The organism is Streptomyces sp. NPDC089799 (assembly GCF_040684755.1).
GTDB lineage: Bacteria > Actinomycetota > Actinomycetes > Streptomycetales > Streptomycetaceae > Streptomyces.
This window is the reverse complement of the sequence record NZ_JBFBGR010000004.1, coordinates 203,511-229,190: the sequence shown is the minus strand read 5'-3', so window position 1 is coordinate 229,190 and position 25,680 is coordinate 203,511. Positions and strand designations below refer to the sequence as shown.

General features: G+C 69.3%; 12 protein-coding genes. 7 read left to right on the top strand and 5 right to left on the bottom strand.

The annotated features are described in order from the left end of the window. Window positions 1–14 precede the first annotated feature (14 nt). Window positions 15–1,112 (bottom strand): adenylate/guanylate cyclase domain-containing protein, encoded by a 1,098-nt coding sequence (locus tag AB0O36_RS05565; RefSeq protein ID WP_365104695.1) that lies wholly within the window; start codon window positions 1,110–1,112, stop codon window positions 15–17. A 269-nt stretch (window positions 1,113–1,381) separates the two neighbouring features. Continuing rightward, window positions 1,382–2,233 carry a biotin--[acetyl-CoA-carboxylase] ligase gene (locus AB0O36_RS05560; RefSeq protein ID WP_365104410.1) on the bottom strand — a complete coding sequence of 284 codons (852 nt, stop codon included), beginning with the start codon at window positions 2,231–2,233 and terminating at the stop codon, window positions 1,382–1,384. 144 nt (window positions 2,234–2,377) lie between these two features. Here AB0O36_RS05560 and AB0O36_RS05555 point away from each other — a divergent pair, with 144 nt between their 5' ends. The 4 genes from AB0O36_RS05555 (at window position 2,378) to AB0O36_RS05540 (ending at window position 5,090) form a co-directional block, all read left to right on the top strand. After that, window positions 2,378–3,973, top strand: a complete 1,596-nt coding sequence (locus AB0O36_RS05555) for an acyl-CoA carboxylase subunit beta (protein WP_365104407.1) — start codon at window positions 2,378–2,380, stop codon at window positions 3,971–3,973. Window positions 3,974–3,981: 8 nt separating this feature from the next. Further along, window positions 3,982–4,188 carry an acyl-CoA carboxylase epsilon subunit gene (locus tag AB0O36_RS05550; RefSeq protein ID WP_365104405.1) on the top strand — a complete coding sequence of 69 codons (207 nt, stop codon included), beginning with the start codon at window positions 3,982–3,984 and terminating at the stop codon, window positions 4,186–4,188. Window positions 4,189–4,278: 90 nt separating this feature from the next. Beyond that, complete coding sequence (locus AB0O36_RS05545; RefSeq protein WP_365104402.1) at window positions 4,279–4,413, top strand: hypothetical protein; 135 nt, start codon at window positions 4,279–4,281, stop codon at window positions 4,411–4,413. Between the two features lie 59 nt (window positions 4,414–4,472). Continuing rightward, on the top strand, window positions 4,473–5,090 hold the full coding sequence (locus AB0O36_RS05540) for a nucleoside triphosphate pyrophosphatase (protein WP_365104399.1): 618 nt from the start codon (window positions 4,473–4,475) through the stop codon (window positions 5,088–5,090). Here the strand turns inward: AB0O36_RS05540 and AB0O36_RS05535 are convergent. Continuing rightward, entirely contained in the window at window positions 5,071–5,577 is a 507-nt protein-coding gene (locus AB0O36_RS05535; protein WP_365104396.1) for a hypothetical protein, read from the bottom strand. The two genes, AB0O36_RS05540 and AB0O36_RS05535, sit on opposite strands and share 20 nt — an antisense overlap. 307 nt (window positions 5,578–5,884) lie before the next feature. On the opposite strand from AB0O36_RS05535, the gene AB0O36_RS05530 reads away from it, so the two are divergent. Further along, window positions 5,885–7,648 carry a biotin carboxylase N-terminal domain-containing protein gene (locus AB0O36_RS05530; RefSeq protein ID WP_365104393.1) on the top strand — a complete coding sequence of 588 codons (1,764 nt, stop codon included), beginning with the start codon at window positions 5,885–5,887 and terminating at the stop codon, window positions 7,646–7,648. A 91-nt stretch (window positions 7,649–7,739) separates the two neighbouring features. Here AB0O36_RS05530 and AB0O36_RS05525 read toward each other — a convergent pair whose 3' ends face one another. Next, window positions 7,740–12,758 carry an FG-GAP-like repeat-containing protein gene (locus AB0O36_RS05525; RefSeq protein ID WP_365104391.1) on the bottom strand — a complete coding sequence of 1,673 codons (5,019 nt, stop codon included), beginning with the start codon at window positions 12,756–12,758 and terminating at the stop codon, window positions 7,740–7,742. A gap of 454 nt (window positions 12,759–13,212) precedes the next feature. Between AB0O36_RS05525 and AB0O36_RS05520 the strand changes: the two genes are divergently transcribed. Both AB0O36_RS05520 and AB0O36_RS05515 read left to right on the top strand, forming a co-directional pair. Next, window positions 13,213–19,977 (top strand): RHS repeat-associated core domain-containing protein, encoded by a 6,765-nt coding sequence (locus AB0O36_RS05520; protein ID WP_365104389.1) that lies wholly within the window; start codon window positions 13,213–13,215, stop codon window positions 19,975–19,977. Then, complete coding sequence (locus AB0O36_RS05515; protein WP_365104386.1) at window positions 19,974–20,321, top strand: hypothetical protein; 348 nt, start codon at window positions 19,974–19,976, stop codon at window positions 20,319–20,321. The genes AB0O36_RS05520 and AB0O36_RS05515 overlap by 4 nt, the downstream gene beginning before the upstream one ends. Window positions 20,322–20,419: 98 nt before the next feature. Here the strand turns inward: AB0O36_RS05515 and AB0O36_RS05510 are convergent, their stop codons facing one another. Continuing rightward, complete coding sequence (locus AB0O36_RS05510; protein ID WP_365104384.1) at window positions 20,420–25,336, bottom strand: FG-GAP-like repeat-containing protein; 4,917 nt, start codon at window positions 25,334–25,336, stop codon at window positions 20,420–20,422. Between the last annotated feature and the right edge of the window lie 344 nt (window positions 25,337–25,680).

Here is a 25,680-nt window from a genome sequence, read left to right as displayed (position 1 = left end):
GCGTTATCGCCCTGTCAACCGGGGATCTTAGGCGTACGCCGGGTCAGCGACCAGGGCTCCACGACTCCCAGCCCGCGCACCGGCCGCTGCCACATCGGCTGCAGGGCGAAGCGGTACGACCCGCCGCCCTCCTCCGACTCGGCCTCCTTCTCCGAGACCGGCGCCGCGCCCGTACGGCCGAGCTCCTCGGCCATCGCCCCGTCCACCAGCACCGCGTCCTTGGGCGCTATCGAGGTGAGCCGGCTCGCCAGGTTCACCGTGGTGCCGAAGACGTCGCCCATCCGGGTCGTGACGGTCCCGAAGGCGATGCCGACGCGCAGCTCCGGCATCTGCGGGTCGGCCTCCATCGTCTCGATGAGCCGGAGCGCGATCTCCGCGGCCGTCCCCGCGTCGTCCGCGGCGAACAGCACCTCGTCGCCCAACGTCTTGATCAGCCGTCCGCCGTGCGCGGCCACCAGGTCCGCGCAGGTGGTCTCGAAGGCCTCGACCAGCTCGCCGAGCTCCTCTTCCTCCAGACGCCGCGTCAAACGGGTGAATCCCACGAGGTCGGCGAAGCCGACGGCCAGCCGCCGGTCCACCATCTCCTCGTCGTCGGCGGCCTGCACCACGCGGCCGGTGGCGGCGGCCAGCTGCCGCCGCCACACGTAGACGAGGAACTCCTCCAGCTCCGGCAGCAGCAGCTCGACCAGCGGGTACGTGACCTCGGTCCGGGTCATCCCCGGCTCCGGCGGCTCCGTCAGCCCCTCCAGGAAGGAGTCGATCTGCCATTCGGCCAGCCGGGCGGTGGTCTGTCCGGTGGACCGGGCCACCTGCACCGCCATCGGCTCGCTCAGCAGCCCCGCCTCGACCAGACCCGCCAGCCGGCGCAGCGCCAGCACGTCCGCCTCGGTCAGCGCCTTCGCCTGGCCGATGTCCGCGAAGCCCATCGCCCGCCAGAAGCGGGAGGCCAGCTCCATCGACACACCCGCGCTGCGTGCCGCCTGGAAGGGCGTGTACCGGCGCTCCGCGCCCAGGATCAGCTGCTCCAGCCGGATGGCGAGGGGATCCGCGGTCGGCTGGGCGGTGTGGTCCACCTCGTGGTGCGGGTGGTGCTGCTCGCGCCCGATGGGCATCACATGGCTGCCGCTGGGGGACACCGCGCCGGAACCAGCGTCGTCGACGGTCAAGGGCCGCCTCCTGTCCATTCCGTGCGCACTGCCCTGCGAACCGGTTGATCACCGGGAGCACCGGGATCGCCTAAACCATACGGCAGGTGTGCCGTAGCTCACTCCTCCACCTGGGGCCCGGTTTCGCTCCGGCACGCATCCGGCCCGCCCCGGGCCGGCTTCCGGCCCGTGCCCGGCGCGCCCCGGGCCCCCTTCCGGCCCCGCCGGCGCCGTGCTCAGTGCCCCCGGAGGTGGATGACGTCGCCCGCGGAGACCGCCTCCCGGGCGCCTTCGGCCGTACGGACGACCAGGCGGCCGTCCGCGTCCACCGCCTCGGCCGTACCGGTGAGCTCGCGGCCGCCCGGCAGCTCGGCCCGTACGTGCCGGGCCAGCGTGGCGCAGCCCGCCGCGTACGTCTCCTGCAGGCCGGACTCGGCCGCGTCGCCGCCCGCCGCGATCCAGCGCCCGTACCAGTCCTCCATCGACCGCAGCACCGCCTTGAGCACCGGCTCGCGGTCGGTGACGGCGGCCTTGGCCAGCGCCAGCGAGCCCGCCGCGGGCACCGGCAGTTCGTCCTCGGTCAGGGTGACGTTGAGGCCGATGCCGATGACGAGCCCGTCGTCCACGCGCTCGGCGAGGATGCCGCCGGCCTTCCGCTCCTCCCCGTCCACGGTGACGAGCAGGTCGTTGGGCCACTTGAGCGCCGTGTCCACGCCGGCCGCCTGGGCCACCCCGGCTGCGGTGGCGACCCCGGCCAGCAGCGTGAGCCAGCCCCACTGCGCGGCCGGCACCCGCTCGCCGGGCTTGAGCAGCACCGAGAAGAACAGTCCGGACCGGGCGGGCGCGACCCAGCTGCGGTCCAGCCGCCCGCGGCCGGCGGTCTGCTCCTCGGCGACCAGCACGGCCCCCTCCGGCAGGGAGCCGGCCCGCGCCGCGAGGTCGGAGTTGGTGGAGCCGGTGGAGTCCACGACCTCCACGGAGGTCCACAGGCCGCCTTCGGCGAGGAGGGAGCGCCGCAGCGCGGCTTCGGAGAGCGGCGGCCGGTCGAGGCGCGACCAGCGTCCGGATGAGGCATCGGATGGCGTCATGCAAGCCACATTAGGTGTGTCAAACGCCGCACTGCCGTGCGCCATGCCCGCCGATACGCTACGCACCAGTAGCCAGCAGCTGTCAATCACTTGACCAGGCAGTGGACACCACTGAAGTTCACCACTCAGGGAGCCGCGACCCCGATGTCTCAACCCTCAGAGCCCATCGACATCCACACCACCGCGGGGAAGATCGCGGATCTGCAGCGCCGTATCGACGAGGCCACGCACGCCGGATCCGCGCGGGCGGTGGAGAAGCAGCATGCCAAGGGCAAGCTGACGGCGCGTGAGCGGATCGCGCTGCTCCTGGACGAGGGCTCGTTCGTCGAGCTCGACGAGCTCGCCCGGCACCGTTCGACCAACTTCGGGCTGGAGAAGACCCGCCCCTACGGCGACGGCGTCGTCACCGGTTACGGCACCGTGGACGGCCGTCCGGTGGCCGTGTTCTCGCAGGACTTCACCGTCTTCGGCGGGGCGCTCGGCGAGGTCTACGGCCAGAAGATCATGAAGGTCATGGACTTCGCGCTGAAGACCGGATGCCCGGTCGTCGGCATCAACGACTCCGGCGGCGCCCGGATCCAGGAGGGCGTCATGGCCCTCGGCATGTACGGCGAGATCTTCCGCCGCAACACCCTCGCCTCCGGGGTGATCCCGCAGATCAGCCTGGTCGTCGGACCGTGTGCGGGCGGTGCCGTGTACTCCCCGGCGATCACCGACTTCACGGTGATGGTCGACCAGACCTCGCACATGTTCATCACCGGCCCGGACGTCATCAAGACGGTCACCGGCGAGGACGTGGGCTTCGAGGAGCTGGGCGGCGCCCGGACCCACAACACCACCTCCGGCGTGGCGCACCACATGGCGGGCGACGAGAAGGACGCCATCGAGTACGTCAAGTCCCTGCTCTCGTTCCTGCCTTCGAACAACCTCTCGGAGCCGCCGGCCTTCCCGGAGGAAGCCGACACCGAGGTCCTGGACGCCGACCGCGAGCTGGACGTCCTGATCCCGGACTCGGCCAACCAGCCGTACGACATGCACACCGTGCTGGAGCACGTGCTGGACGAGGGCGAGTTCCTGGAGACCCAGTCGATGTTCGCGCCGAACATCCTGACCGGCTTCGGCCGGGTCGAGGGCCACCCGGTGGGCATCGTCGCCAACCAGCCGATGCAGTTCGCCGGCTGCCTGGACATCAACGCCTCCGAGAAGGCCGCGCGCTTCGTGCGCACCTGCGACGCCTTCAACGTCCCGGTGCTGACCTTCGTGGACGTGCCCGGCTTCCTGCCGGGCGTGGACCAGGAGTACGGCGGCATCATCCGGCGCGGCGCCAAGCTGATCTACGCCTACGCCGAGGCCACCGTGCCGCTGATCACGGTCATCACCCGCAAGGCCTTCGGCGGTGCGTACGACGTCATGGGCTCCAAGCACCTGGGTGCCGACCTGAACCTGGCCTGGCCGACCGCGCAGATCGCCGTGATGGGCGCGCAGGGCGCGGTCAACATCCTGCACCGGCGGGCGATCGAAGAGGCGAATGCCGCCGGAAACGCAGAGGCCGCCCGGGCGCAGCTGATCTCCGAGTACGAGGACACCCTGCTGAACCCGTACACGGCGGCCGACCGCGGATACGTGGACGCGGTGGTACTCCCGTCCGAGACCCGGGCACACATCGTGAAGGGGCTGCGCGCCCTGCGCACGAAGCGGGAGTCGCTGCCCCCGAAGAAGCACGGCAACATCCCCCTCTAGGAGGTCCGGTGATCAAGGTCGTCAAGGGGAACCCGACCCCCGAGGAGCTGGCCGCCGCACTGGCGGTGGTCCAAGCGCGCGCGGCGGCACTGGCCTCGGTGCCGCCGGGCGCTCCGGGCGCGGCGGACCAGTGGGCCGATCCGGCCCGGGTGGCGCGGCGGCGGATGCCGCAGCCGGGCCCGCGCGCGTGGGGCCGTACGTACTGGCCCGCGTAGTGGTGCGGTCCGTCCCCTAGGGGAACGGAAGGCGGCGCCTGAGTACCCGTACTCAGGCGCCGCCGCGCCGTGGGGCGGGAGGATCGGGGCATGCTCTGGTCCGACCCGAAAGACGAGCCGCCGAAGGACATGCGCGAGGCTCAGGCGATGATCCGCCGGCTGACCGTGGTCCTGGCCGTGGCCATGCTGGTCCTGGTCTACGTCCTGGGCGTGGGTGGCCTCTGACCCGGCCCGACCCGGCCCCGGTCCCGGCCCCCGGTCCCGCCTCCCGGGCCCGCCCTACGATGAGGCCCATGACTGCTGCCGAACCCCGCACCCTGGTCCTCGCCTCCGCCTCCCCCGCCCGGCTGAACCTGCTGCGGCAGGCCGGGCTCGCCCCGCACGTGATGGTCAGCGACTTCGACGAGGACTCGCTGGACGCGGACACGCCCGCCGAGCTGGCGCTGGCCCTGGCGGAAGCCAAGGCGGCCGTGGTGGCCGGCCGGGCCGAGGCCGCGGGGGCGCTGGTGATCGGCTGCGACTCCGTCCTGGAGCTGGACGGCGAGGCGCTGGGGAAGCCCGCGGACGCCGAGGAGGCCACCGCCCGCTGGAAGGCCATGCGCGGGCGGGCCGGGGTGCTGCGCACCGGGCACTGCCTGATCGACACGGCGACCGGCCGTCAGGTGTCGGCCACGGCCTCCACCACGGTGCGGTTCGGCGAGCCCACGGACGCGGAGGTGGCGGCGTACGTGGCGAGCGGGGAGCCGCTGCACGTGGCCGGGGCCTTCACCCTGGACGGCCTGTCGGGGCCGTTCGTGGAGGGGATCGAGGGCGACCACGGGAACGTGATCGGGCTGTCGCTGCCGCTGCTGCGCTCGCTGCTGGGCGAACTGGGTGTGTCCATCACGGACTTGTGGGCCTGATCCCGGCGATCCCACCGTTCCCGCCCTCGTTCCCGCCCTTGCCCCCGCGCTCGTTTCCGCGCTCGTTCCCGTCCCCCGGCCGGCCTTCCCGGCCGGGGGTGCCCGGCTGGAGCATCAGGGTCAGGGCGATCAGGCAGAGGGCCAGCATCAGCACGGCGAAGGCGGTCCACCCCAGCAGGCCGACGGCCAGCGCGCCGAGCAGCCCGTGGGCCACCGCGGCGCCGAAGAGGACCGCGCGGGCGAACCGGGCGGGCGGCCGGTCGCGGACGGCGGCCCAGCCGAGCAGTCCGGCGCAGAGCAGCAGGAAGGCGCCCATCCCGGCCCCCAGCGCATACGTCGCCATAGACATGACATCCGGATCGCTGCCGGCGATCGACATGGACTGGCTCTCCGTCGTGCGGCCCAGCACGGCGTGCACCAGGACGACGACCGCCGCCTCCGCGACGAGCACGAGCGCGGCCGTTCCGGCCACCAGTCTTCGCAGCATGCCCCGGAGGCTACTAACGGGTAAATCAGGGGACAAGACTCCGGACACGGGCAAAGAAAGATCAGGTGCTTGGTAGGGATCCAACAAAGATTCCGCAGGGGCCGCTGCGCGTGCGCACAGAGACCTTGGCCACATCTCGGGGTTACTGTGCCGTTGGGGATGCCTCCGACCTGGGGCGCCACAAGGGTTCTTTCACTCGAACCGGCCTCGAATCACGCTCTGTGTGGGCAAGCTCACCTCCGGAGACGGGTCGAAAGCCCGTGTCGGCTGTCCCTAAACTCAGCTTGATTCTCAGGAGGGAGCCATCGTGCGCAAGGTGCTCATCGCCAACCGTGGCGAAATCGCTGTCCGCGTTGCCCGGGCCTGCCGGGACGCCGGGATCGCCAGCGTAGCCGTATACGCCGACCCGGACCGGGACGCTCTGCACGTCCGCGCGGCCGACGAGGCCTTCGCGTTGGGCGGCGACACCCCCGCCGCCAGCTACCTGGACATCTCCAAGGTCCTGCAGGCCGCCGCCGACTCCGGCGCCGACGCCATCCACCCCGGTTACGGCTTTCTCTCCGAGAACGCGGAGTTCGCGCAGGCCGTCATCGACGCGGGGCTGACCTGGATCGGCCCGCCGCCGCAGGCCATCCGCGACCTCGGCGACAAGGTGGCCGCCCGGCACATCGCCCAGCGCGCCGGCGCGCCGCTGGTGGCCGGCACCCCGGACCCCGTCTCGGGTGCCGACGAGGTCGTCGCCTTCGCCCGCGAGAACGGCCTGCCGATCGCCATCAAGGCCGCCTTCGGCGGCGGCGGCCGCGGCCTGAAGGTCGCCCGCACCCTCGAAGAGGTCCCCGAGCTCTACGACTCCGCCGTGCGCGAGGCCGTGGCCGCCTTCGGCCGCGGCGAGTGCTTCGTCGAGCGCTACCTCGACAAGCCGCGCCACGTCGAGACCCAGTGCCTGGCCGACAGCCACGGCAACGTGGTCGTCGTCTCCACGCGTGACTGCTCGCTCCAGCGCCGCCACCAGAAGCTGGTGGAGGAGGCCCCGGCCCCGTTCCTCTCCGAGGAGCAGAACGCCGAGCTGTACGCCGCCTCCAAGGCCATCCTCAAGGAAGCCGGCTACGTCGGCGCCGGCACCGTGGAGTTCCTCGTCGGCCTCGACGGGACGATCTCCTTCCTGGAGGTCAACACCCGCCTGCAGGTCGAGCACCCGGTCACCGAAGAGGTCACCGGCATCGACCTGGTCCGCGAGATGTTCCGCATCGCCGACGGCGAGGAGCTCGGCTACGGCGACCCGCAGCTGCGCGGCCACTCCTTCGAGTTCCGCATCAACGGCGAGGACCCGGGCCGCAACTTCCTCCCGGCCCCCGGCACCGTCACCGTCTTCAACGCGCCGACCGGCCCCGGTGTCCGCCTGGACGCCGGCGTGGAGTCCGGCAGCGTGATCGGCCCGGCCTGGGACTCCCTGCTGGCCAAGCTGATCGTCACCGGCGCCACCCGTGAGCAGGCCCTGCAGCGCGCCGCCCGTGCCCTGGCCGAGTTCCAGGTCGAGGGCATGGCCACCGCCATCCCGTTCCACCGCGCGGTCGTCGTCGACCCGGCCTTCGCGCCGACCGACGGCACTCCGTTCAAGGTCCACACCCGCTGGATCGAGACCGAGTTCGTCAACGAGATCCCGGCCTTCGCCGTCCCGGCCGCCGAGGACACCGAGGACGAGCCCGGCCGCGAGACCGTCGTGGTCGAGGTCGGCGGCAAGCGCCTGGAGGTCTCCCTGCCCTCCTCGCTGGGCATGACCCTGGCCCGTACGGCGGCCGCCGGCGGTGCCAAGCCCAAGCGCCGCGCCACGAAGAAGTCCGGCCCGGCCGCGTCCGGCGACACCCTGGCCTCGCCCATGCAGGGCACCATCGTCAAGGTCGCCGTCGAGGAGGGCCAGCAGGTCCAGGAGGGCGAACTCGTCGTCGTCCTGGAGGCCATGAAGATGGAGCAGCCGCTCAACGCGCACCGCTCGGGCACCATCGTCGGCCTGAACGCGGAGGTCGGCGCCTCCATCACCTCCGGCGCCGCGATCTGCGAGATCAAGGACTGACCTCCGGCTCGCGCAGCACGTACGAAGCCCCCGCCCGGAAGATCCGGGCGGGGGCTTCGCGCTGTGGTGCTACATGCTGTCGGCTACCGGACTACCAGGTGCCCGGGGTGGCCTGCCAGCTCTTCAGCGGGGCGTCGAACCCGCCGTCGGTGCGGGCCTTGAAGGTGAACGCCGCCGTGGCTCCGGTGGCGTAGTTGTACATGATCGAGATGTCCTTGCGGCCGTCCTTGTTGACGTCGCCGGAGACCGGCATGCCGTACGAGCCGGCGTACCAGTTCCCCGCGGGGACCTCCCAGCTCTTGAAGTCCTCGTTGACCCCGCCGTCGGGCCGGCCGGTCAGCGTGAACAGCGCCGCCTTGCCCTCGGTGTAGTCGTAGAGGATGCCGAGGTCGGCACGACCGTCGCCGTTGTAGTCGCCCGCGGTGATCCGGCTCTTGTTGAACTCCCAGTTGCCCGGGGAGCGGGTCCAGGAGGCCACCGGGTCGGCGAAGCCGCCGTCGGGCCGGCCGAGCAGGGTGTAGGCGGTCACGGTGCCGTTGCCGTTGCCGTAGACGGACAGGATGTCGTCCCGGCCGTCGCCGTTGAAGTCACCGGCGACCTGCTTGGACTCGTTCCAGTACCAGCCGCCCTGCGCGGAGCGCCAGCTGCCGAAGGAGTAGTTGAACGAGCCGTCCGCCTTCGACAGGAAGGTGTGGGCGCCGGTGGATCCGCCGTGGTCGTAGAAGAACGCCACGTCGTCGCGCTTGTCACCGTTGAAGTCACCGGCCACGAGCTTGGCCTTGGTCGCATCCCAGTTGCCCGGCCCGGTGTAGGCGCTGCGCGACACCTGGACGAACGTGCCGTCGGGCTGGCCGAGGAAGGTGAACATGCCGTTGGCGCCGTCCCCGTAGCCGTAGAGCGCGGCCAGGTCGTCGCGGCCGTCGCCGTTGAAGTCACCGGCGACCCACTGCGACTGGCTGTAGCGCCAGTTGCCGCGGCCGGTGTCGTAGGCGAGGACGGGCGCGGCGAAGCCGCCGTCGGCCTTGCCCGCGAGCGTGTAGAGCGCCGTGGCGTCGTAGCCGTAGTCGTAGACGGTGGCCATGTCGGACCGACCGTCACCGTTGAAGTCACCCGCCAGGTCGGTGCGCAGGTGGGCGGTGCGGTCGTTCGGCTTGTGCTCGGTGCTCACGAAGGTGGTGTGGTTGTGCCGGATGTAGCCGCCGCTGAAGTCCTCGCGGGGGCCGCCGTAGACGTCGTACTCGTCCGACTGCGGGTAGCCCAGGAAGCTCTTCTCGGCACCGAGCGACACCCACTTGTTGCGGATCTCACCGCGGACCGACCACGCCTTGCCGGTGGTGGAGGTCCAGTAGATGGAGGCGGTGTCGGAGCTCTGGTCCCGGTGGCGGAAGTGGTTGTAGCGGGCCACGCCGTCGGGGTGAGCGGTCTCGTCGGTGGTCGGGTAGCCGAGCAGGCCGCCGGGACCGCCGGTCTCCAGGTACTTCTTGTAGTTCGTGCCGTGGACCTCGTGGGAGTCGGTCGTGGGCGACCAGTAGATGGCGCCCTCACCGCCCGATCCCCGGAAGGTGGACACCACGCCGACGCCGTCGGGGTTGCGGTTCTCGTCCGAGGTCGGGTAGCCCAGGACGCCGTTCTCGGCACCGAGGCTGAACCACTTCGAACGGTTGCCGTTGATGACGATCCAGGCGCCCGTGGAGCGGTGCCAGTAGATGGAGGCGTTGTCGTAGTTGGAGCCGTTCATGCGGAAGTGCATGAACCGGCCGTTGTCGGCGGCCTCACCGACGGCACTCGTCGGCTTGCCGAAGCCAGCGAGTCCGCCGGCCGCCTTGAACTTGGCCAGCAGCGGACCGCACAGGGAGTGCTTGACAGTGGCGTCGGCGGAGGACGGCAGGCTCTCGCACTCGTTCCAGGGCGTACCGCCCAGGACGAGCGTCTTGCCGGGACCGAAGGCGGAGCCGCCGCTCAGGGCGCGACCGGGGAACTCGGTGATCACGCCGTCGCCGCTGCGCGACCACAGGTCGACGAAGCCGTCGTTCTCGAAGTCGCCGTTGCTGCTCAGGTGCGGGTAGGCGGTGCCGGTGAAGCCGGTACCTATGGAGGTGTTCCGGACCGCCGGGTCGGCATACACGGTCAGGTCGAGGGCCACGGCCGCGTTCGGGTCCGTGGTCTTGCGGCTGGTGTACTGGTGGATCTTGCCGGTGGTCTTGTTACGGGCCCAGATCTCCGGCAGACCGTCCTTGTTGAGGTCGCCGGGGGCGATCAGGGTCATGTCCGCCCAGTCGGCGTTGCCCAGCGCGATCGGCCTGAAGTTGCGCAGGCCGAGCTGGCCCGTGGGGGTGCCGGCGTAGAGCCAGAGGTTGGAGCCCTCCTTGACCAGCAGGTCGGGGTTGTCGGCGGCGTCGATCTTGCCGTTCCCGGTTTCCAGGACGGGGTCGATGTCGTCGTTGACGCTGCTGATCGCCACGACCTGGTCGGCCTGGCCCCAGCGGTCGTCCGAGCTGTACTGGGTCGACATCTGGATCGCGGTGCTGTCGCGCTGCTCCAGGTCGCCGTCACCGCTGCCCCGGTAGAGGTACAGGTGCTTGCGGCTGTTGTTCGGCTCCGGCCGCAGGGCGACCAGGTCCTCGTAGTAGTCCGCGTCCCAGCTGCCCCGGTGGGTCAGCGAGGTGACGTTGGCGAAGGAGCCCTTGTCGAGCTTCTTCGACGCCTCGAACGACCCGTCGCCGTTGCCCGGGTGCATCCACAGCTGGCCGGAGCCGGGGTCGACGCTCCAGATGTCGACGGTGCCGTTGCCGTCGAGGTCACCGTGCTTGTCCCGGTTCAGCTGGCGCTTGGCCGAGTAGGCGTACGACCGGACGTCGGAGCGGTTGCCGGAGGCGTCGAGGCTCCAGACGAAGAAGGTGTGCGGGCCCGCCGAGGTCGGGGTGTACTTGACCTGCGCCGGACCGCCGACGGACGTCGCGTTCACCGTACGGACGGTCGGGTCGGACGCCGTGTTCCACTGGTACTTGACGATGTCGGAGACCCCGTTCGCGGTGAGGTTGAACGTACCCTCGGAGCGCGCGTAGGAGGTGTTCACCGGATCGTTCTCGGGGAACTGGGGCGAACTCACGCCCGGCTGCGAACCGGGGCGGTCCCGGTCGATGCCGAACGCGCACTGGCCGGCCCAGGGGCCCGCGCCGGTCCCGTCGAGACCGCGTACGTCCCACCGGTAGGCGGAGCCGGGCAGGTCGGCCTTCGGGATCCGCAGGAGGGCGACGTTGCCGTTGGTGATCTCGACCTGGGCCCTCTTGATGGTGCCGTTGTAGTCGCTGGCCTGCCAGTAGTTGAACTCGGCCCAGACCTTGTTGTCCTCGGCGTCACTGATGCGGGCGCGCAGCACCACCTCGTCGGTGGTCCCGATCGGGCCGCCCTCACAGGGGACGGCCGGGGAGGGGTCCATCGAGCGCTCGGACGGCGGGTTGGGCAGCGTGTTGAACTCGGTCGAGATGCGGGCGCTGTCCGGGTTCAGCTTGCGCCAGGAGACGTCGACCGTATCGTTGGCGGACTTCAGGCCGAAGGTCCAGGCCGGCCAGCCCCAGCGGGCGGCGTCCGCGACCGCGGAGGTCACGTTCAGCTCGATGGTGTCGCCGTCGCCGGGGCAGTTTCGGCCGCCGTAGGACTGGCCGGAGGCGTCGACGAGACGCTTCCAGGCGGGCTGGTTGTTCCAGGTGGTGGCACCGGAGATGGCGTCGGTGTCCCAGACCTGGATGTCGCCGGAGTTGCAGCTCCAGGAGCCCGCCGACTTCTGCTGGATGCGCAGGGTGGATCCCAGGATCTGCTTGCCACCCAGGCCTCCCATGCCAACCTGGAAGAAGGTCTTGGCACAGACGACGGCGTTGCCCTTCTGGGCGTCCTTGGCGCAGCCGACGCGGGCGTCGTTGCTGAGGGTGCCGCCGTTCCAGTAGTTGGTGTTCGCCGAACCGGGGATGGCGTTGTGCTTGTAGGCGACCGCCCAGGCCGACTTCCAGTCGTCCCGCCACACCGGGTCGATGACGACCGGGAAGGCGGTGTCGGGCGCGGTGAGCAGCTTGCGGTCGGTGGTGAGCGTCAGCTTGTCGGCCTTCAGTGCCACGCCGAGGTCGGCCTGCTTGCTGCCGAGGGAGATGCCGTCGACGGCACGGACCCGGTCGGCGGCGTGGGACTTCGGCGCCTTGGCGGCCTTGGCCGCCGGGGCGGCCTGGGCAGCGGCGGCGGCTTCGGCGGCGGACTTCGCCGAGGAGCCGCCGGAAGACTTGGCGGGCGGGGTGGGCGTCGGGGAGGCGGCCGGCTGGGCCTGATCGGCGCCCGAGTCCCACATCTGCGGCTTGGCGGAGCTGAACAGGGTCTGGCCCGCCGGGTCGACGGCCCGGAGCTCGCCGTTGACCTCCTTGCGGACCGTCACGCCGTTGCCCTTGAGGCCGAAGTCGACGGAGGCCAGCTCCGGGTTGGCCGCGGCCTCCCGGTCCTTGACCACCAGCTGGTGCGAGAAGCCGGTCACGTCCGCGCTGACCCGGAGGTCCACGCCCTTCATGACCTCGGCGTAGGTGGCGCTGTTGCCCTCCACCGTCGGGGCGGGCAGCGGCTTCGGCCAGGTGAGACTGATGTCCCGGCCGTCCTTGCGCATGGTGACCAGGGCGCCCTTGCCGCCGCCGGAGAAGCTGAGCCCGGCGACCGTCGCCTTGGGGGCGATCCGGCCGTCCTTCTGCTTCACCAGGCCCGTGTCCACGGGGACGTAGGCCCCGCCGCGACGGACCCGGGTGGGCACCAGCGACTGCTCCGAGGTGAACGAGCCGTCCGGGTTCGCCCAGACCTCTTCGGTCTCCGAACGCAGCGACGGGACCTCGGTGCGCTTGCCGGTGCGCTTGGCCTCGGCACCGGCCTTGGCCGAGGCCTTCGCCTCGGGGGACATGTTCTCCTGCTCGGCCTTCTCGGCCTTGGCCGCCTGCGCGGCGGACGCGAGCGCGGGCGCCCCCGCGGCAACCGCGGGCAACGCGCCGGTCAGGGTGGCGACGAGCGCGGTCGCCAGGATGAGTACGGGCGCCCTGCGCGAGGGCGGCCCCGCGACGCGTGACCGCGTCGGGAAGGGTCTCACTGACTGAGTCCTTGGGGTCGGTTTCCGGCACGGCCCCTCAGAGAAGCGGCCGGAAATCATCGGTTGAACCCGCCACCGGACGACGAGATTCCGCCATCCACAGGGAGTTCACAGGTGTTCGATTGCTTTCTAGCACCCGCACCCCCGGTAATTCGAGGCCCCAGCCCCGAAACCGCCCGTAACCTCGGCTCCTTATCAGGCATTTCCCGGAACTCCAAATTCCGAATATCGAATTCCGCTTCAGGGTTCGGACCTGCCCATACGGACCCGGCACCCGCTCCGGTGCACCGCCAAAGCGGCGGCACCCAACAACCCCTCGCTGCTAAATTCGGCGCGATTGAAGCAAGCGCGAAAATACCGCGCTTCGCGCCACCTGACGAGGAGTGTTCGAATTTTGAGAAGGTCCCAGGCACACGCGATGCGTGCGCCTCTGAGACGTGTCTGGCGGTGGCCCGTGCCACTGCTGGCCACGACGCTGCTCGCGAGCGGCCTGACCGTGGTGGAGGCGTCCGCCGACTCCCGGACCCAGCTCCCTGGGCTCCAGAAACTGACGAAGGTCAGCGGTTCGGACGTCAAGGGCAAGCCCGCGGCCGGTCCCGCGGAGTCGCAGAAGAAGGCGTGGAAGTCCGCGCCGGCGATCTCCTGGCCCGCGCCGGGTTCGGCCGAAATCGCGCTGCCTGACGCCCCCGGTGTCGGAAAGAGCACACTGAAGTCGGCCACCGGTGGGGCCTTCGGCCTCGCCGCCAGTGACACCGGCGCGGCCGGCAAGCCGGTCAAGGCAGGCAGCCTGCCCGTCTCGGTCGCCGCCGTCGCACCGAGCGCGGCGTCCGGCAACCCCGCGAAGCAGTCCATGGCGGCCGGGGCTCCGGCTGCCGCCCCGACCGGCGTCAAGCTGAAGGTCGACCTGCTCGATCAGCCCGCCGCGAAGCGCGTCGGCCGGGCGGGCGGCCTGGTCCTGAACGTCGACCGCACCGACGCGGGCCGTACCTCCGCTCCTGTTTCGGTGGAGTTGGACTACGCCTCGTTCAAGAACGCCTACGGCGGCGGCTGGGGCTCCCGGCTCCGTTTCACCGCGGTCCCGGCATGTTCACTGACCACCCCGAACCGGCCGGAGTGCCGGGGGAACATCCCGGTCACCACCAGGAACAACCCCGAGACCGGCAAGCTGATCGCCACGTTCGAGGCCCCGGCCAAGGCGGCCCCGGCCGTGAAGCCGGCGGGTGCGGCGTTTCTGAGTGCGCCTGCGGCGGCGGCTGCGAGCGGTGCGGTGATGTTGTCCGCCACCGCGGGTGCGGAGGGTGCGAACGGCACCTACAAGGCCACGTCGCTGAGCGCCTCCGGCTCCTGGCAGGCCGGCGGTTCGGCGGGTGACTTCTCCTGGTCCTACCCGCTGGACATCCCCGCCTCTCTGGGTGGTCCGAGCCCGTCGCTGTCGCTGGGCTATTCCAGTGCCCAGATCGACGGCCGGACGAGTGCTTCCCAGCAGCAGACGTCCTGGGTGGGTGACGGCTGGGACCTGGCCTCGAACTACATCGAGCGCTCGTTCACGCCGTGCAGCCAGGACAAGCGCAAGGATTCGGGCTTCAACAACCCGAAGGACGACACCGGAGACCTCTGCCACGGCGCGCCGATGGTCACGATGTCGCTGAACGGTGGCTCGACCCCCCTCGTCCTGGACGACGCCACCAAGAAGTGGCGTCCTGCCAAGGACGACGGCTCCCGCCTGGAACTCCTCTCCGGCGCCGACAACGGCGACAAGGAGGGCGAGCACTGGCGGTTCACCAACCCCCAGGGCATCCAGTTCTACTTCGGCCTGAACAAGGTCCCCGGGTGGACGGCCGGCAAGCCGGTCACCAACGCCACCTGGACCGTCCCGGTCTACGGCAACCACCCCGGTGAGCCCTGCTACAACGCCACCTTCGCGGACGCGGTCTGCGACCAGGCCTACCGCTGGAACCTGGACTACGTCGTGGACCCGCGCGGGAACGCGATGACGTACTGGTACCAGAAGGAGCAGAACTTCTACGGCTCCAACTACAAGATCGCCGGCGGCTCCACCGCCCGCGAATACACCCGCTCCGGCTGGCTCGACCACATCTCCTGGGGCCTGCGCAGCAACAACCTGTTCGCCTCCGCCCCGGCCGAGGCGCGTTTCAAGGTGGAAGAGCGCTGCCTGAAGTCGGACACCTTCGACTGCGACCCGGCCAAGCTCAAGCCCGAGGTCGACTGGAACATCGCCAAGATGTGGCCGGACACCCCCGGCGACCAGCTCTGCGCCAAGGGCGAGGAGTGCAAGGCCCGGTTCACCCCGACCTTCTTCTCCCGCAAGCGCCTCACCGAGGTCAGCACCTTCGTCTGGAACGGCACCACCCACAAGCCGGTCGACACCTGGAAGCTGACCCAGGACTTCCCCCAGACCGGTGACGGATCCGACTACCCCCTGTGGCTCTCCGAGATCCGCCACGTCGGCAAGAACGGCACCGACGTCGTCGGCACGCCGAACAAGGAGATCGAACTGCCCGCGGTGAAGTTCCGCGGCAAGCAGCTCGACAACCGAGTCGACGCCAACGGCGACGGCAAGGTCCCCTACAAGCGCTACCGCATCGAAGCCATCGACACCGAGACCGGCTCGACCATCTCGGTCAACTACGCACCCACCCAGTGCAAGGCCACCGACCCGCGGGTCATGCCGGCCTCCCCGGAGAACAACACGCTCCGCTGCTACCCGGTCGTATCCGAACTCCCGGACCCCTCCGATCCCAATCGCGAGCGGAAGATCTACTCCACCGACTGGTTCCACAAGCACATCGTGGACTCCGTCCAGGAGGAAGACCGCAACGGCAACTCGCCAACCCGGCGCACCGAGTACAAGTTCATCGGCGACCCCGCGTGGGCGTTCGATGACGAGACGGAGATGATGCGTCCGAAGACACGTACGTGGTCGCAGTGGCGCGGCTACGAGCGGGTCAAGACGCTCATCGGCGCGGCGCCCGACAAGCGCTCCATGACCGAGACGCTCTTCTTCCGCGGCCTGGACGGCGACCGTGCCGGCCCTGACGGCGGCAAGAAGTCGGTCAAAATCAAGGACTCCGAAGGCAACGAGATTGCCGACCACCGCCTCTACGCCGGCCAGACCCGCGAGGTACTGGCCTACAACGGCGAAGGCGGCGCACTCGAAGCAGCCACCACCTACACCCCCTGGATCCGCGGCCCCACCGCCACCCGGCTCCGCAAGGGCGAGGTCGCCGCGGAGGACATCGAGCCCCTCCAGTCCTTCGTCCAGCAGACCACCCACGTCAACTCGCGCATCCTGCTCTCCGACGGCCGCGGCTGGCGCCGCACCGCCATGGAGACCAACTACGACGACCGCGGCATCGCCCAGTGGGTGTCAAACAAGGGCGACATCGCCGACCCCAAGGACGACAGCTGCACGCGCTACGAGTACGAGTCGGACGAAGCCCGCTGGATCATCGCCCGCCAGAAGCGCGTGGAAACGGTCGCCAAGGCATGTGACGCCACCGTCCAGCGTCCGGCGGACGTCACCTCCGACGTCAAGATGGCGTACGACGCGGCCGGCAACGTGAAGTCGACCGAGTCGCTGACCGGTTACTCCGGCAGTACCCCGCAGTACCAGGTCGACGGCAGCGCCACCTTCGACGCCTACGGCCGCCCGAAGACCACCACCGACGTGTTCGGCAAGGTCACCAAGCTGGACTACACCCCGGCATCGGGTCAGATCGTCACCAAGGTCGTCTCGACCAACCACGCCGGTCACACCCAGACCACGGAGACCGACCAGGGACGTGGTTCCGTCCTGGCCAAGGTGGACACCAACAGCCGTCGCCAGAACATGGAGTACGACGCGCTCGGCCGACTGACCAAGGTATGGGGTCCCTCCCGTAACCCGTCGAGCAAGTCGCCGAACGGTGAGTTCTCCTACGACGTCCGCACCGACGGTCCGGTCGTCATCACCAACAAGGCCCTGCTGGACGACGGCACCTACCGCACCAGCTACGACATCTACGACAGCAGCCTGCGCATCCGCCAGACCCAGATGGAAGCACTGGCAGGCGGCCGCATCATCTCCGACACCTTCTACAACAGCCTCGGCCAGGTCTGGAAGTCCAACGGCGCCTACTACACCGCAGGCACCGCCTCCGGCACCCAGTTCGCACCCAAGGACAACGAGGTCCCCTCCTCCACGGTCACCGAGTACGACGGATCGGGCCGCTCCACCGCCCAGATCTCCCGGAAGCTCGGCGAGGAAACCTCCCGTACGACGACCTCGTACGGCGGCGACAACATCACCGTCGACCCGCCGACCGGTGAGACGCCCACCCGGGCCTTCCTCGACGGAGCCGGCCGCAAGACCGAACTCCGCTTCTTCCGGGGAGACTCCCCCACCGGCGCCTACGACAAGACCAGCTACGCCTACAACCAGCGCGGCGCACTGGAAGCGGTCGTCAACCAGGCCGGCGACAAGTGGGAGTTCGGCTACGACATCCGCGGCCGCCAGACCACGCAGAAGGACCCCGACAAGGGCACGACGTCCATGACGTACGGCCAGGGCGACCGTGTCACTTCGGTGACCGAGGGTCGCGGCAAGACCGTCGTTCCGGAGTACGACGCGCTCGGCCGAGTCATCGCGACCCACGAAGGCACCCTCGCAGGTCCGAAGCTGACCTCCACGACGTACGACACCCTGCCGGGTGCCGTCGGTCTGCCGGTCGCCTCTACCCGCTACGTGAACGGCAAGGCATACACCCAGGAAGTCACCGGCTACGACATCGCGTACCGCCCCACTGGGTCGAAGACCACGATCCCGTCCTCGGAGGGTGCTCTCGGGGGTACGTACGAGTTCACCACCGGGTACCGGGAGAACACCGGCCTGGTCGACTGGATGGAACAGCCGGCCGTCGCCGGTCTGCCCATCGAGCTCACCACGGTCAAGTACAACCACTTCGAGCTGCCCACCGTGATGGGCATCGAAGGGAAGACCTTCGTCGACAAGGTCGACTACTCCCCCATGGGCGATGTCCTGCGCACCCACACGGGCGCTGCCGGATCCCAGGTCTACACCTCGAATTTCTACGACGAGCAGACCCGTCAACTGACCCGGACGGTCAACAGCCAGGAGAAGTCCCCGGCCGCGATCAACGACACGTCGTACAACTACGACGCCGTCGGCAACATCCTCAAGATCTCGGACAAGGAAGGCACCAACCCCACCGCCGACGTCCAGTGCTTCGCCTACGACTACATGCGCCGCATGAACGAGGCGTGGACCGCCACCGACGACTGCGCCGCCAAGCCGGACTCCGCGGGTCCCGGCTCCAAGCCGCAGGTCGGCGGCCCCAACCCCTACTGGAGCTCCTACAGCTTCGATGCGGCCGGCAACCGCACCAAGGAAGTCCAGCACTCCCCGACCGGTGACCTGACCAAGGACGTCACCCGCACCTACACCTACGGAACCCCCGGCAAGCCCGCAGCCAACCGGCTGCAGAAGGTCGACACCACCGGACCCGGCGGATCCCGCACCGAGTCCTACACCTACGACGACGCCGGCAACACCAAGACCCGCACCATCCAAGGCGAAACCCAGACGTTTGACTGGACCATCGGCGGTCAGCTGGAGAAGGCCACCAAGGGCACCGACTCGACCGAAGTCGTGTACGACGTGGGCGGAAGTCGCCTGATCAAACGCGACAAGACCGGCACGACGCTCTACCTGGCCGGAACCGAAGTCAAGCTGACGGCCGCGGGGAAGCTGGAGGGCACCCGGTACTACGCCCACCCGGCCGGCCCCACCATGGTCAAGACCGTCAAGGACGGCGTGACCACCACCTCCTACCTGATGGCCGACCAGAACAGCACGGCCACCACCGCGGTCGACACCAAGACCGGAGCCGTCACCCGCCGCAAGTTCACCCCCTACGGCGAGACGCGCGGTGCACAACCCTCCGTCTGGCCCGGCAAGAAGGGCTTCGTCGGCGGCGAGATCGACGAGACCATCGGCACCGTCCACCTCGGCGCACGCGAATACGACCCCGCAACGGGCCGGTTCCTCTCCGTCGACCCCATCGTCGACTTCAGCGAGCCCAAACAGCAGAACCCGTACGCCTACGCCAACAACTCGCCCATCACCTACAGCGACCCCACCGGCCTTTCCATCGCACCGCCCGTGATGCCCATCAAGGACTTCACGGACGCCGAAGCCGCCTGGGCCAACATGATCCAGGGCAAGTCCGCCCTGGACATCGCCCTCGAAGTCGCCATGGGCATCCTCAAGGACGCCTCCGGCTACAACGACATCCGCGACTGCCTCGGCGGCGACTGGGGCGCCTGCGCAGGACTCGCACTCGACGCAGCACTCCCCTTCGCAGGCCGCGCCAAGCGCATCCTCAAAGCACTCGACCGCGCCTGGGAAGCCTTCAACAGCTGGGCCGGCAAACTCTCACTCGCCCGAGACATCCTCCGACGAGTCGAGCGCTACCAGCAGGCCATGGCCAAATACGCCGAAGACCTGGCCGAATGGAAACGCCAGATAGAAGAAGCCGCCGAACGAGCAAGAAAACTCGAGGAAGAAGCAGCAGCAGCACGCAGAGCCGCACAAGAAGCAGCCGCCGCAGCCGCCAAGAAAGCCGACGAAGCAAAGGCCACTGCAGCCAAGCAGGCCAAGTCGTCGACCACCAAGACGAAGAACACCGACGGCGGCGGAAAGGCGGCGAAGGCCGAGGAGACGAAGAAGGCCGACGCTCCCAAGAAGTCGGACGCCAAGAACGCGGACACCGGTACCGAGAGTCGCCTCGCGGGAAGGCCCAGCGCCCCGGGGAAGGCGACGGTCCGCTGGGATGAAGACATGGAGCATGCCACCATCCGAGTGGAGAGTCACGGTAAATCCCTCGAAACCGAGCAGACTCTTCCGGAATGGGATGGGGAGGGACAGGCTCCTCACGGCTCCCCCACCGAGTCCGATCGCGCCGGCCCCCTCGGAAAGAACGTCATCGAGATAACCATCGACCTCCCCGACGCAGGTGCTGCCAAGAGGTACCAGAGGCAAGACATCGGCCGACCCAGGGGTGGTTACGATAAGTACCACAACAGCTGCATGACCTACGCTGTTGACGTCCTCAGAGCAGGGGGCGTCGATATCCCGGCCGGCGCCCCAGGAATGGTGGTTCTCATGAAAATGATGAAGGCGAAGAAGGCGTCGGGATGATCCGAAGGGAAGAGCACCATGACGCAGTTCTCGCCGAGATCATCCTGAGCGACCGGGTCGGAACGTCCCACATCCGCTACGTCGGAGACATCCTCTCCACTCGGGCACAGTTGAGCATGGGAATGACCGGACCGGTGGGTCTCGATCTCGACCAGTACACCGAGATGGTTGAGAAGGTCCTCGAACTTGAGGATGCTTACCGGCGCGCATGGAAGGCAATGGCCGGCGAGGCTGACTTCAACAAGGCCAAGTCGAAGCTGCCGGAGCTTGAAGACGCTCTGCGAAGCGCCGCCGAAGGACTCCGTGAAATCGGTGCCCGTCACGGCATCGAGTTCGGCTCCTGACCGACCTGAACATGCATGAAGAAGCCCCCGCCCGGGTGATCCGGGCGGGGGCTTCGTCGTGTCACGCGATCACGTGGTCACACCATCAGGCGGTGGTGTCACCAGGTGCCCGGCAGGGCCTGCCAGCTCTTGAAGCTGTTCTCGAAGCCGCCGTCGGTGCGGCCCTTGAACGTGAAGGCGGCGGTGGCGCCGGTGGCGTAGTTGTACATGATCGACACGTCCTCGCGGCCGTCCCCGTCGGCGTCGCCCGAGACCGCGAGGCCCGTGCTGCCGGCGTACCAGTTGCCGTCCGGGGTGTCCCAGCTGCGCAGCTCGCCGCCGACCTTGCCGTCGGCCTGGCCGAGCAGGGTGGTCAGCGTGTCGTTGCCCTCGGCGTGGTCGTACATCAGCGCCGCGTCGGCACGGCCGTCACCGTTGTAGTCGCCGACCGTGAACTTGGTGCGCGCGTACTCCCACTCCTCCTTCGTCTTGCTCCACGACTTGACCGGGGCGGCGAAGCCGCCGTTGGCCTGGCCGTTGAAGGTGAACATCGCGACGCCGCCGGCGGTGTAGCCGTACAGCGCCATGATGTCGTCGCGGCCGTCGCCGTTGACGTCACCGGCCCGGAACGAGGCGTGGAAGATCCACCAGTTGCCCGTGGGCACCCGCCAGCTGGCGACAGCCGAGTTGAAGGTGCCGTTGGCGTTGCCGGTCCAGGTGTGCAGGCCGGCCGCGCCGTCGCCGTAGTCGTAGACCATGGCGATGTCGGACCGCTTGTCGCCGTTGAAGTCGCCGGCGACGTAGATGCCCTTGGACCAGTCGAAGTTGCCCACGGCCGCCGTCAGACCCTTGACCGGGGTGAAGGTGCCGTCGGCGTTGGAGAGGAAGTTCCACAGGGCGTTGCTGCCGTCGGCGTAGCCGTAGACCGCGGCGATGTCGTCGCGGCCGTCGCCGTTGAAGTCACCGGCGAGCCACTTGGCACGGTTGTAGTCGAAGCTGCCCTTGTTGCTGGTCCAGCGGACCGTCGGCTCGCCGTAGCCGCCGTCCCCGCGGGCGTTGAGCACCCACAGGGCGCTGGAGCTGTCGTCGTAGTCGTAGACGGTCGCCATGTCGCTGCGGCCGTCGCCGTTGAAGTCACCGGCGAGGTCGGTCCGCAGGTGTGCGGTGCGGTCGGCGGGACGGTGCTCCAGAGCCACGCCGGTCGTGCGGTTGTAGCGGATGTAGCCCCCGGCGAAGTCGGCCCGTACACCGGCCGCGACCTCGTACTCGTCCGACTTCGGGTACCCCAGGAAGCTCTTCTCCGCGCCGAGCGCGATCCACTTGGTGCGGATGGCGCCGTAGACCGGGTGCGCGCCCGTGGCCGACGTCCAGTAGATGGAGGCGCTGTCCGCCGTCTGGCCGCGCTTGCGGAAGTGGTTGTAGCGGCCGATGTTGTCGGTGTGCCTGGTCTCGTCGTTCGTCGGGTAGCCGAGCCGGCTCGGGCCGCCCATCTCCAGGTAACGGCGGTAGATGCCTCCGTTGACCTCCCAGGCGCCGAAGTCCGACGTCCAGTAGATCGCGCCGGCGCCCCCGGAACCGTTGAAGGTGCTGAACCGGCCGACCTCGTCGAACGTCTTGCCCTCGTCGGAGGTCGGGTAGCCGAGGAGGCTCTTCTCCGCGCCGAGCGCGATCCACTTGGTGCGGATGGCGCCCTGGACCAGCCAGGCACCGGTGCTCGGGTGCCAGTAGATGGAGGCGTTGTCCGAGGTGGTGCCGTTCATCCGCAGGTGGACGAACTTGCCGCCGTCGGGGTTGTCCGTGACCTTGCCCGAGGGCTTGCCGAAGCCGGCGACCCCGCCCTTGGCCTTGAACTTCGCCAGGATCGGGCCGCACAGCTGCTGGGTCGTCCCGGCGGTCACCGCCGCGACGTTCTCGCACGTGGTCCACGGGGTGCCGCCGACCGCGATCTGGCGGGCCGCACCGAAGGCGGACCCGTTGACCGGCTGACGGCCCTGGAACTCCCAGAGCACGCCGTTGTTGTCACGCGACCACAGGTCGGGGAAGCCGTCCTTCTCGAAGTCGCCCAGGCTGGCCAGGTGCTTCCGGTCCGCACCGGTGAAGCCGGTGCCGAGGGACTGGGTGCGCACGGCCGGGTCGCCGTAGACGGTCAGGTCGATGCCGGCCTTGGAGGACGGGTCGGTGGAGGGGCGGCTGGTGTACTGGTGGATCTTGCCGGTGGTCTTGTCGCGGGCCCAGACCTCCGGCAGGCCGTCCTTGTTGAGGTCGCCGGGCGCGATGAGGTCCATGTTCTGCCAGTCGGCGTTGCCGAGCTGGATCGGGTCGTAGCCACGCCGGTCCAGAGTGCCGTCGGACTGACCGAAGTAGAGCCAGAGCTGCCCGTCGCCGGTCTTGACCAGGAGGTCGGCCTGGTCCGCCTCGTCGATCTTGCCGTCGCCCTCGGTCTGGTCGGCCAGGGGGTCGTCGTTGACGCTGCCGATGGCCAGCACCTGGTCGGCGTTCGACCAGCGGTCGTTGTCGTCGAAGCGGGTGCCCAGCTCGATCCGGCTGGCCTCCGGGTCTTCGAGCTCGCCGTCGCCGGCACCGCGGTAGACGTAGAGGTTCTGCCGGCTGTTGTCGGCCGAGGGCTCCAGGACGATCAGGTCCTCGTAGAAGTCGCCCTCGTTCCAGCTGCCCCACTGCGTCAGGGACCGGGCGGAGGCGAAGTTGCCGTGCTCGGCCTGGCGGGGCACGCCGAAGGCGCCGCCGCTCGTGCCGGGGACCACCCACAGCCTGCCGTCGCCCGGGTCGACGCTCCAGATGTCGGTCTGGCCGTCACCGTTGACGTCGCCGTGCTTGTCCCGCTCCAGCGGGCGCTTGGCGTAGTACTGGAAGAAGGTCTTGTTCGACGGGTTGCCCGCCGCGTCCAGGCTCCACACGTAGAGGCTGTGCGGACCGGCCGACACCGGGGTGTACTTCACGTCCACCGATCCGCCCTTGACGGCCGGGGTGGCCGTCCGGACGGTCGGGTTGTCCGCGGTGTACCACTGGTACTTGGCCACGTCGGGGTCGGGTACGACACCGGACTCGAACGTGAAGGTGCCCTCGGTGCGGGCGTAGCCGTTGCCCGTCTGGTCGTCCTCCGGGAACTGCACGGAGGACACCTTGGGCTTGGTGGTCGGGTCCTTCAGGTCCACGGTGAACGAGCACTGGCCCAGCCAGCCGCTGGTGTCGGTGCCGTCGCTGACCCGGACGTCCCACTTGTAGGTACCGTCGGCGGGCTTCGGGATGCGCGCCGTGACGACGCTGCCCGAGGACTTCTTCTCGAAGACCTTCTTCAGCGTGCCGCTGTAGTCCTCCGCCCGCCAGTAGTTGAACTCGGCGGTGAGGGCGGTGTCCTCGGCGTCCTTCACGGTGGCGCGCAGGACGACCTCGTCCGTACGGCCGATGGTGCCGCCCGAGCAGGACACGTACGGGTCCATCGTGGGGCTGGAGACGGTCGGGGTGGTGTTGTACTTGGTGGAGATGCGGAGGCTGTCCGGGTTGAGCTTCCGCCAGGAGACGTCGACGGTGTCCTTCGCGGCCTTCAGGCCGAGGGTCCACACCGACTTGCCGCCCTTGAGGGCGCCGGCCACGCCGGAGGTCACGTCCATCTCGATGGTGTCGGAGTCACCCGGGCAGTTGCGGCCGCCGTAGGACTGGCCGGAGGCGTCCACCATCCGGTTCCAGTCGGGCTGGTTGTTCCAGGTGGTCGACTTGCTGATGGGGTCGGTGTCCCAGACCTGGATGTCCCCGGAGTTGCAGCTCCAGGAACCCGCCGACTTCTGCTGGATCCGCAGCGTGGAGTCCATGATCCGCTTGTTCCGGTACTGGCTGACCGGGACCTGGAAGAAGGTCTTGGCGCAGACCACGGCGCCGCCCTTGGCGGCGTCCTTGGCGCAGCCCACCCGGGCGTCGTCGCTGAGGGTGCCACCGTTCCAGTAGTTGGTGTCGGCGGTGCCCGCGATCCCGTTGTGCTTGTACGCCACCGTCCAGGCGGACTTCCAGCTGTCGGTCGTCTTGGGATCGATGACGACGGGATAGGTGGTGTCCGGAGCCGTCAGCAGGCTGCGGTCCGGGGTGAGGGTGAGGTTCTCACCCTTCAGTGCGACCCCGAGGTCGGCCTGCTTGGTGCCGATGTCGATGCCCTCGGTGGCGGGCGTGGCGTCCACCGGCGTCGCGCCTGCGGCCGGCGCACCGGCGGCGGTCTTGGCGCCGGGAGCGGTCTTGGCAGTGGTCCCGGCCGGGGCGGGAGCCTTGGCGGCAGCGGTCTGCGCCGCCGCCTTCTCCGCGCCGGAGTCCCACATCTGCGGCTTGGCGAAGCCGAACACCGTCTCCCCGGAGGGGTCGACGGCGCGCATCTCGCCGTTGGCCTCCTTGCGGACCGTCAGGCCGTTGCCCTTGAGGCCGAAGGGGAGGGAGGCGAGCTCCGGGTTGGCGGCGGCTTCCCGGTTCTTCACGATCAGCTGGTGCGAGAAGCCGGTGGCGTCCGCGCTGACCCGCAGGTCGACGCCCTTCATGACCTCGGCGTAGGTCGCGCTGTTGCCCTCGACCGTCGGGGTCGGCAGCGGCTTCGGCCAGGTCAGGACGATCTCCCGGCCGTCCTTGCGCATGGTGGCCAGCGGGGCCTTGCCGCCGCCGGAGAAGGTCAGTGCACTGCGGGTGGCCTTGGTGGCGAGCCGGCCGTCCTTCTGCTTGGCCAGGCCGGTGTCCAGGGGGACGAGCTTGCCCCCGCGGTGGACACGGATCGGCACCAGCGCCTGCTCGGACGTGAAGGTCCCGTCCGGGTTGGCCCAGACCTCCTCGTACTCGGTGCGCTGGGAAACGACCTCGACGCGCTTGCCGGTGCGCTTCGCCTCGGCACTGGCCTTGGCGTTCTGTTCGGCCTCGGTGGCGGCCGGGGTGTTGGGCTTCGGCTTGGCAGCGGCCGGCGCCACGGCCGGTCCGGCCGCAGCGGCGATGGGCACCGCGCCGATCAGGGTGGCGACCAGCGCGGTCGCCACCGTGGTGATGACTGGCACCCTGCGGGAGGGCGGCCCGGTGACGCGGGAGCGCGTCGGGAAGGGTCTCACTGAGTGGGTCCTCGGTGTCGGTTCCGGCTGCTCCCCTGACGGGCAACGGCCGAAAGGAGCCTGCTGAGCCTCCGACGGGAAAGCGGTATCCGGCCATTCCGTTTTAGGCCCGCTGTGTTCGATTGATTTGTAGCAGCAGAGGGGCTCTTCATTCGACCCGGATCCCGCCCCGCGAAACGCGCCCGGACCACTAACACGGGCCGTAAAGGAACTCCAAATTCCGAATTCAACATTCCGTTGAAACAGCTCTCCACCTGCCCATATGTGGACTTGATCGCTCCGGATATTTTTCG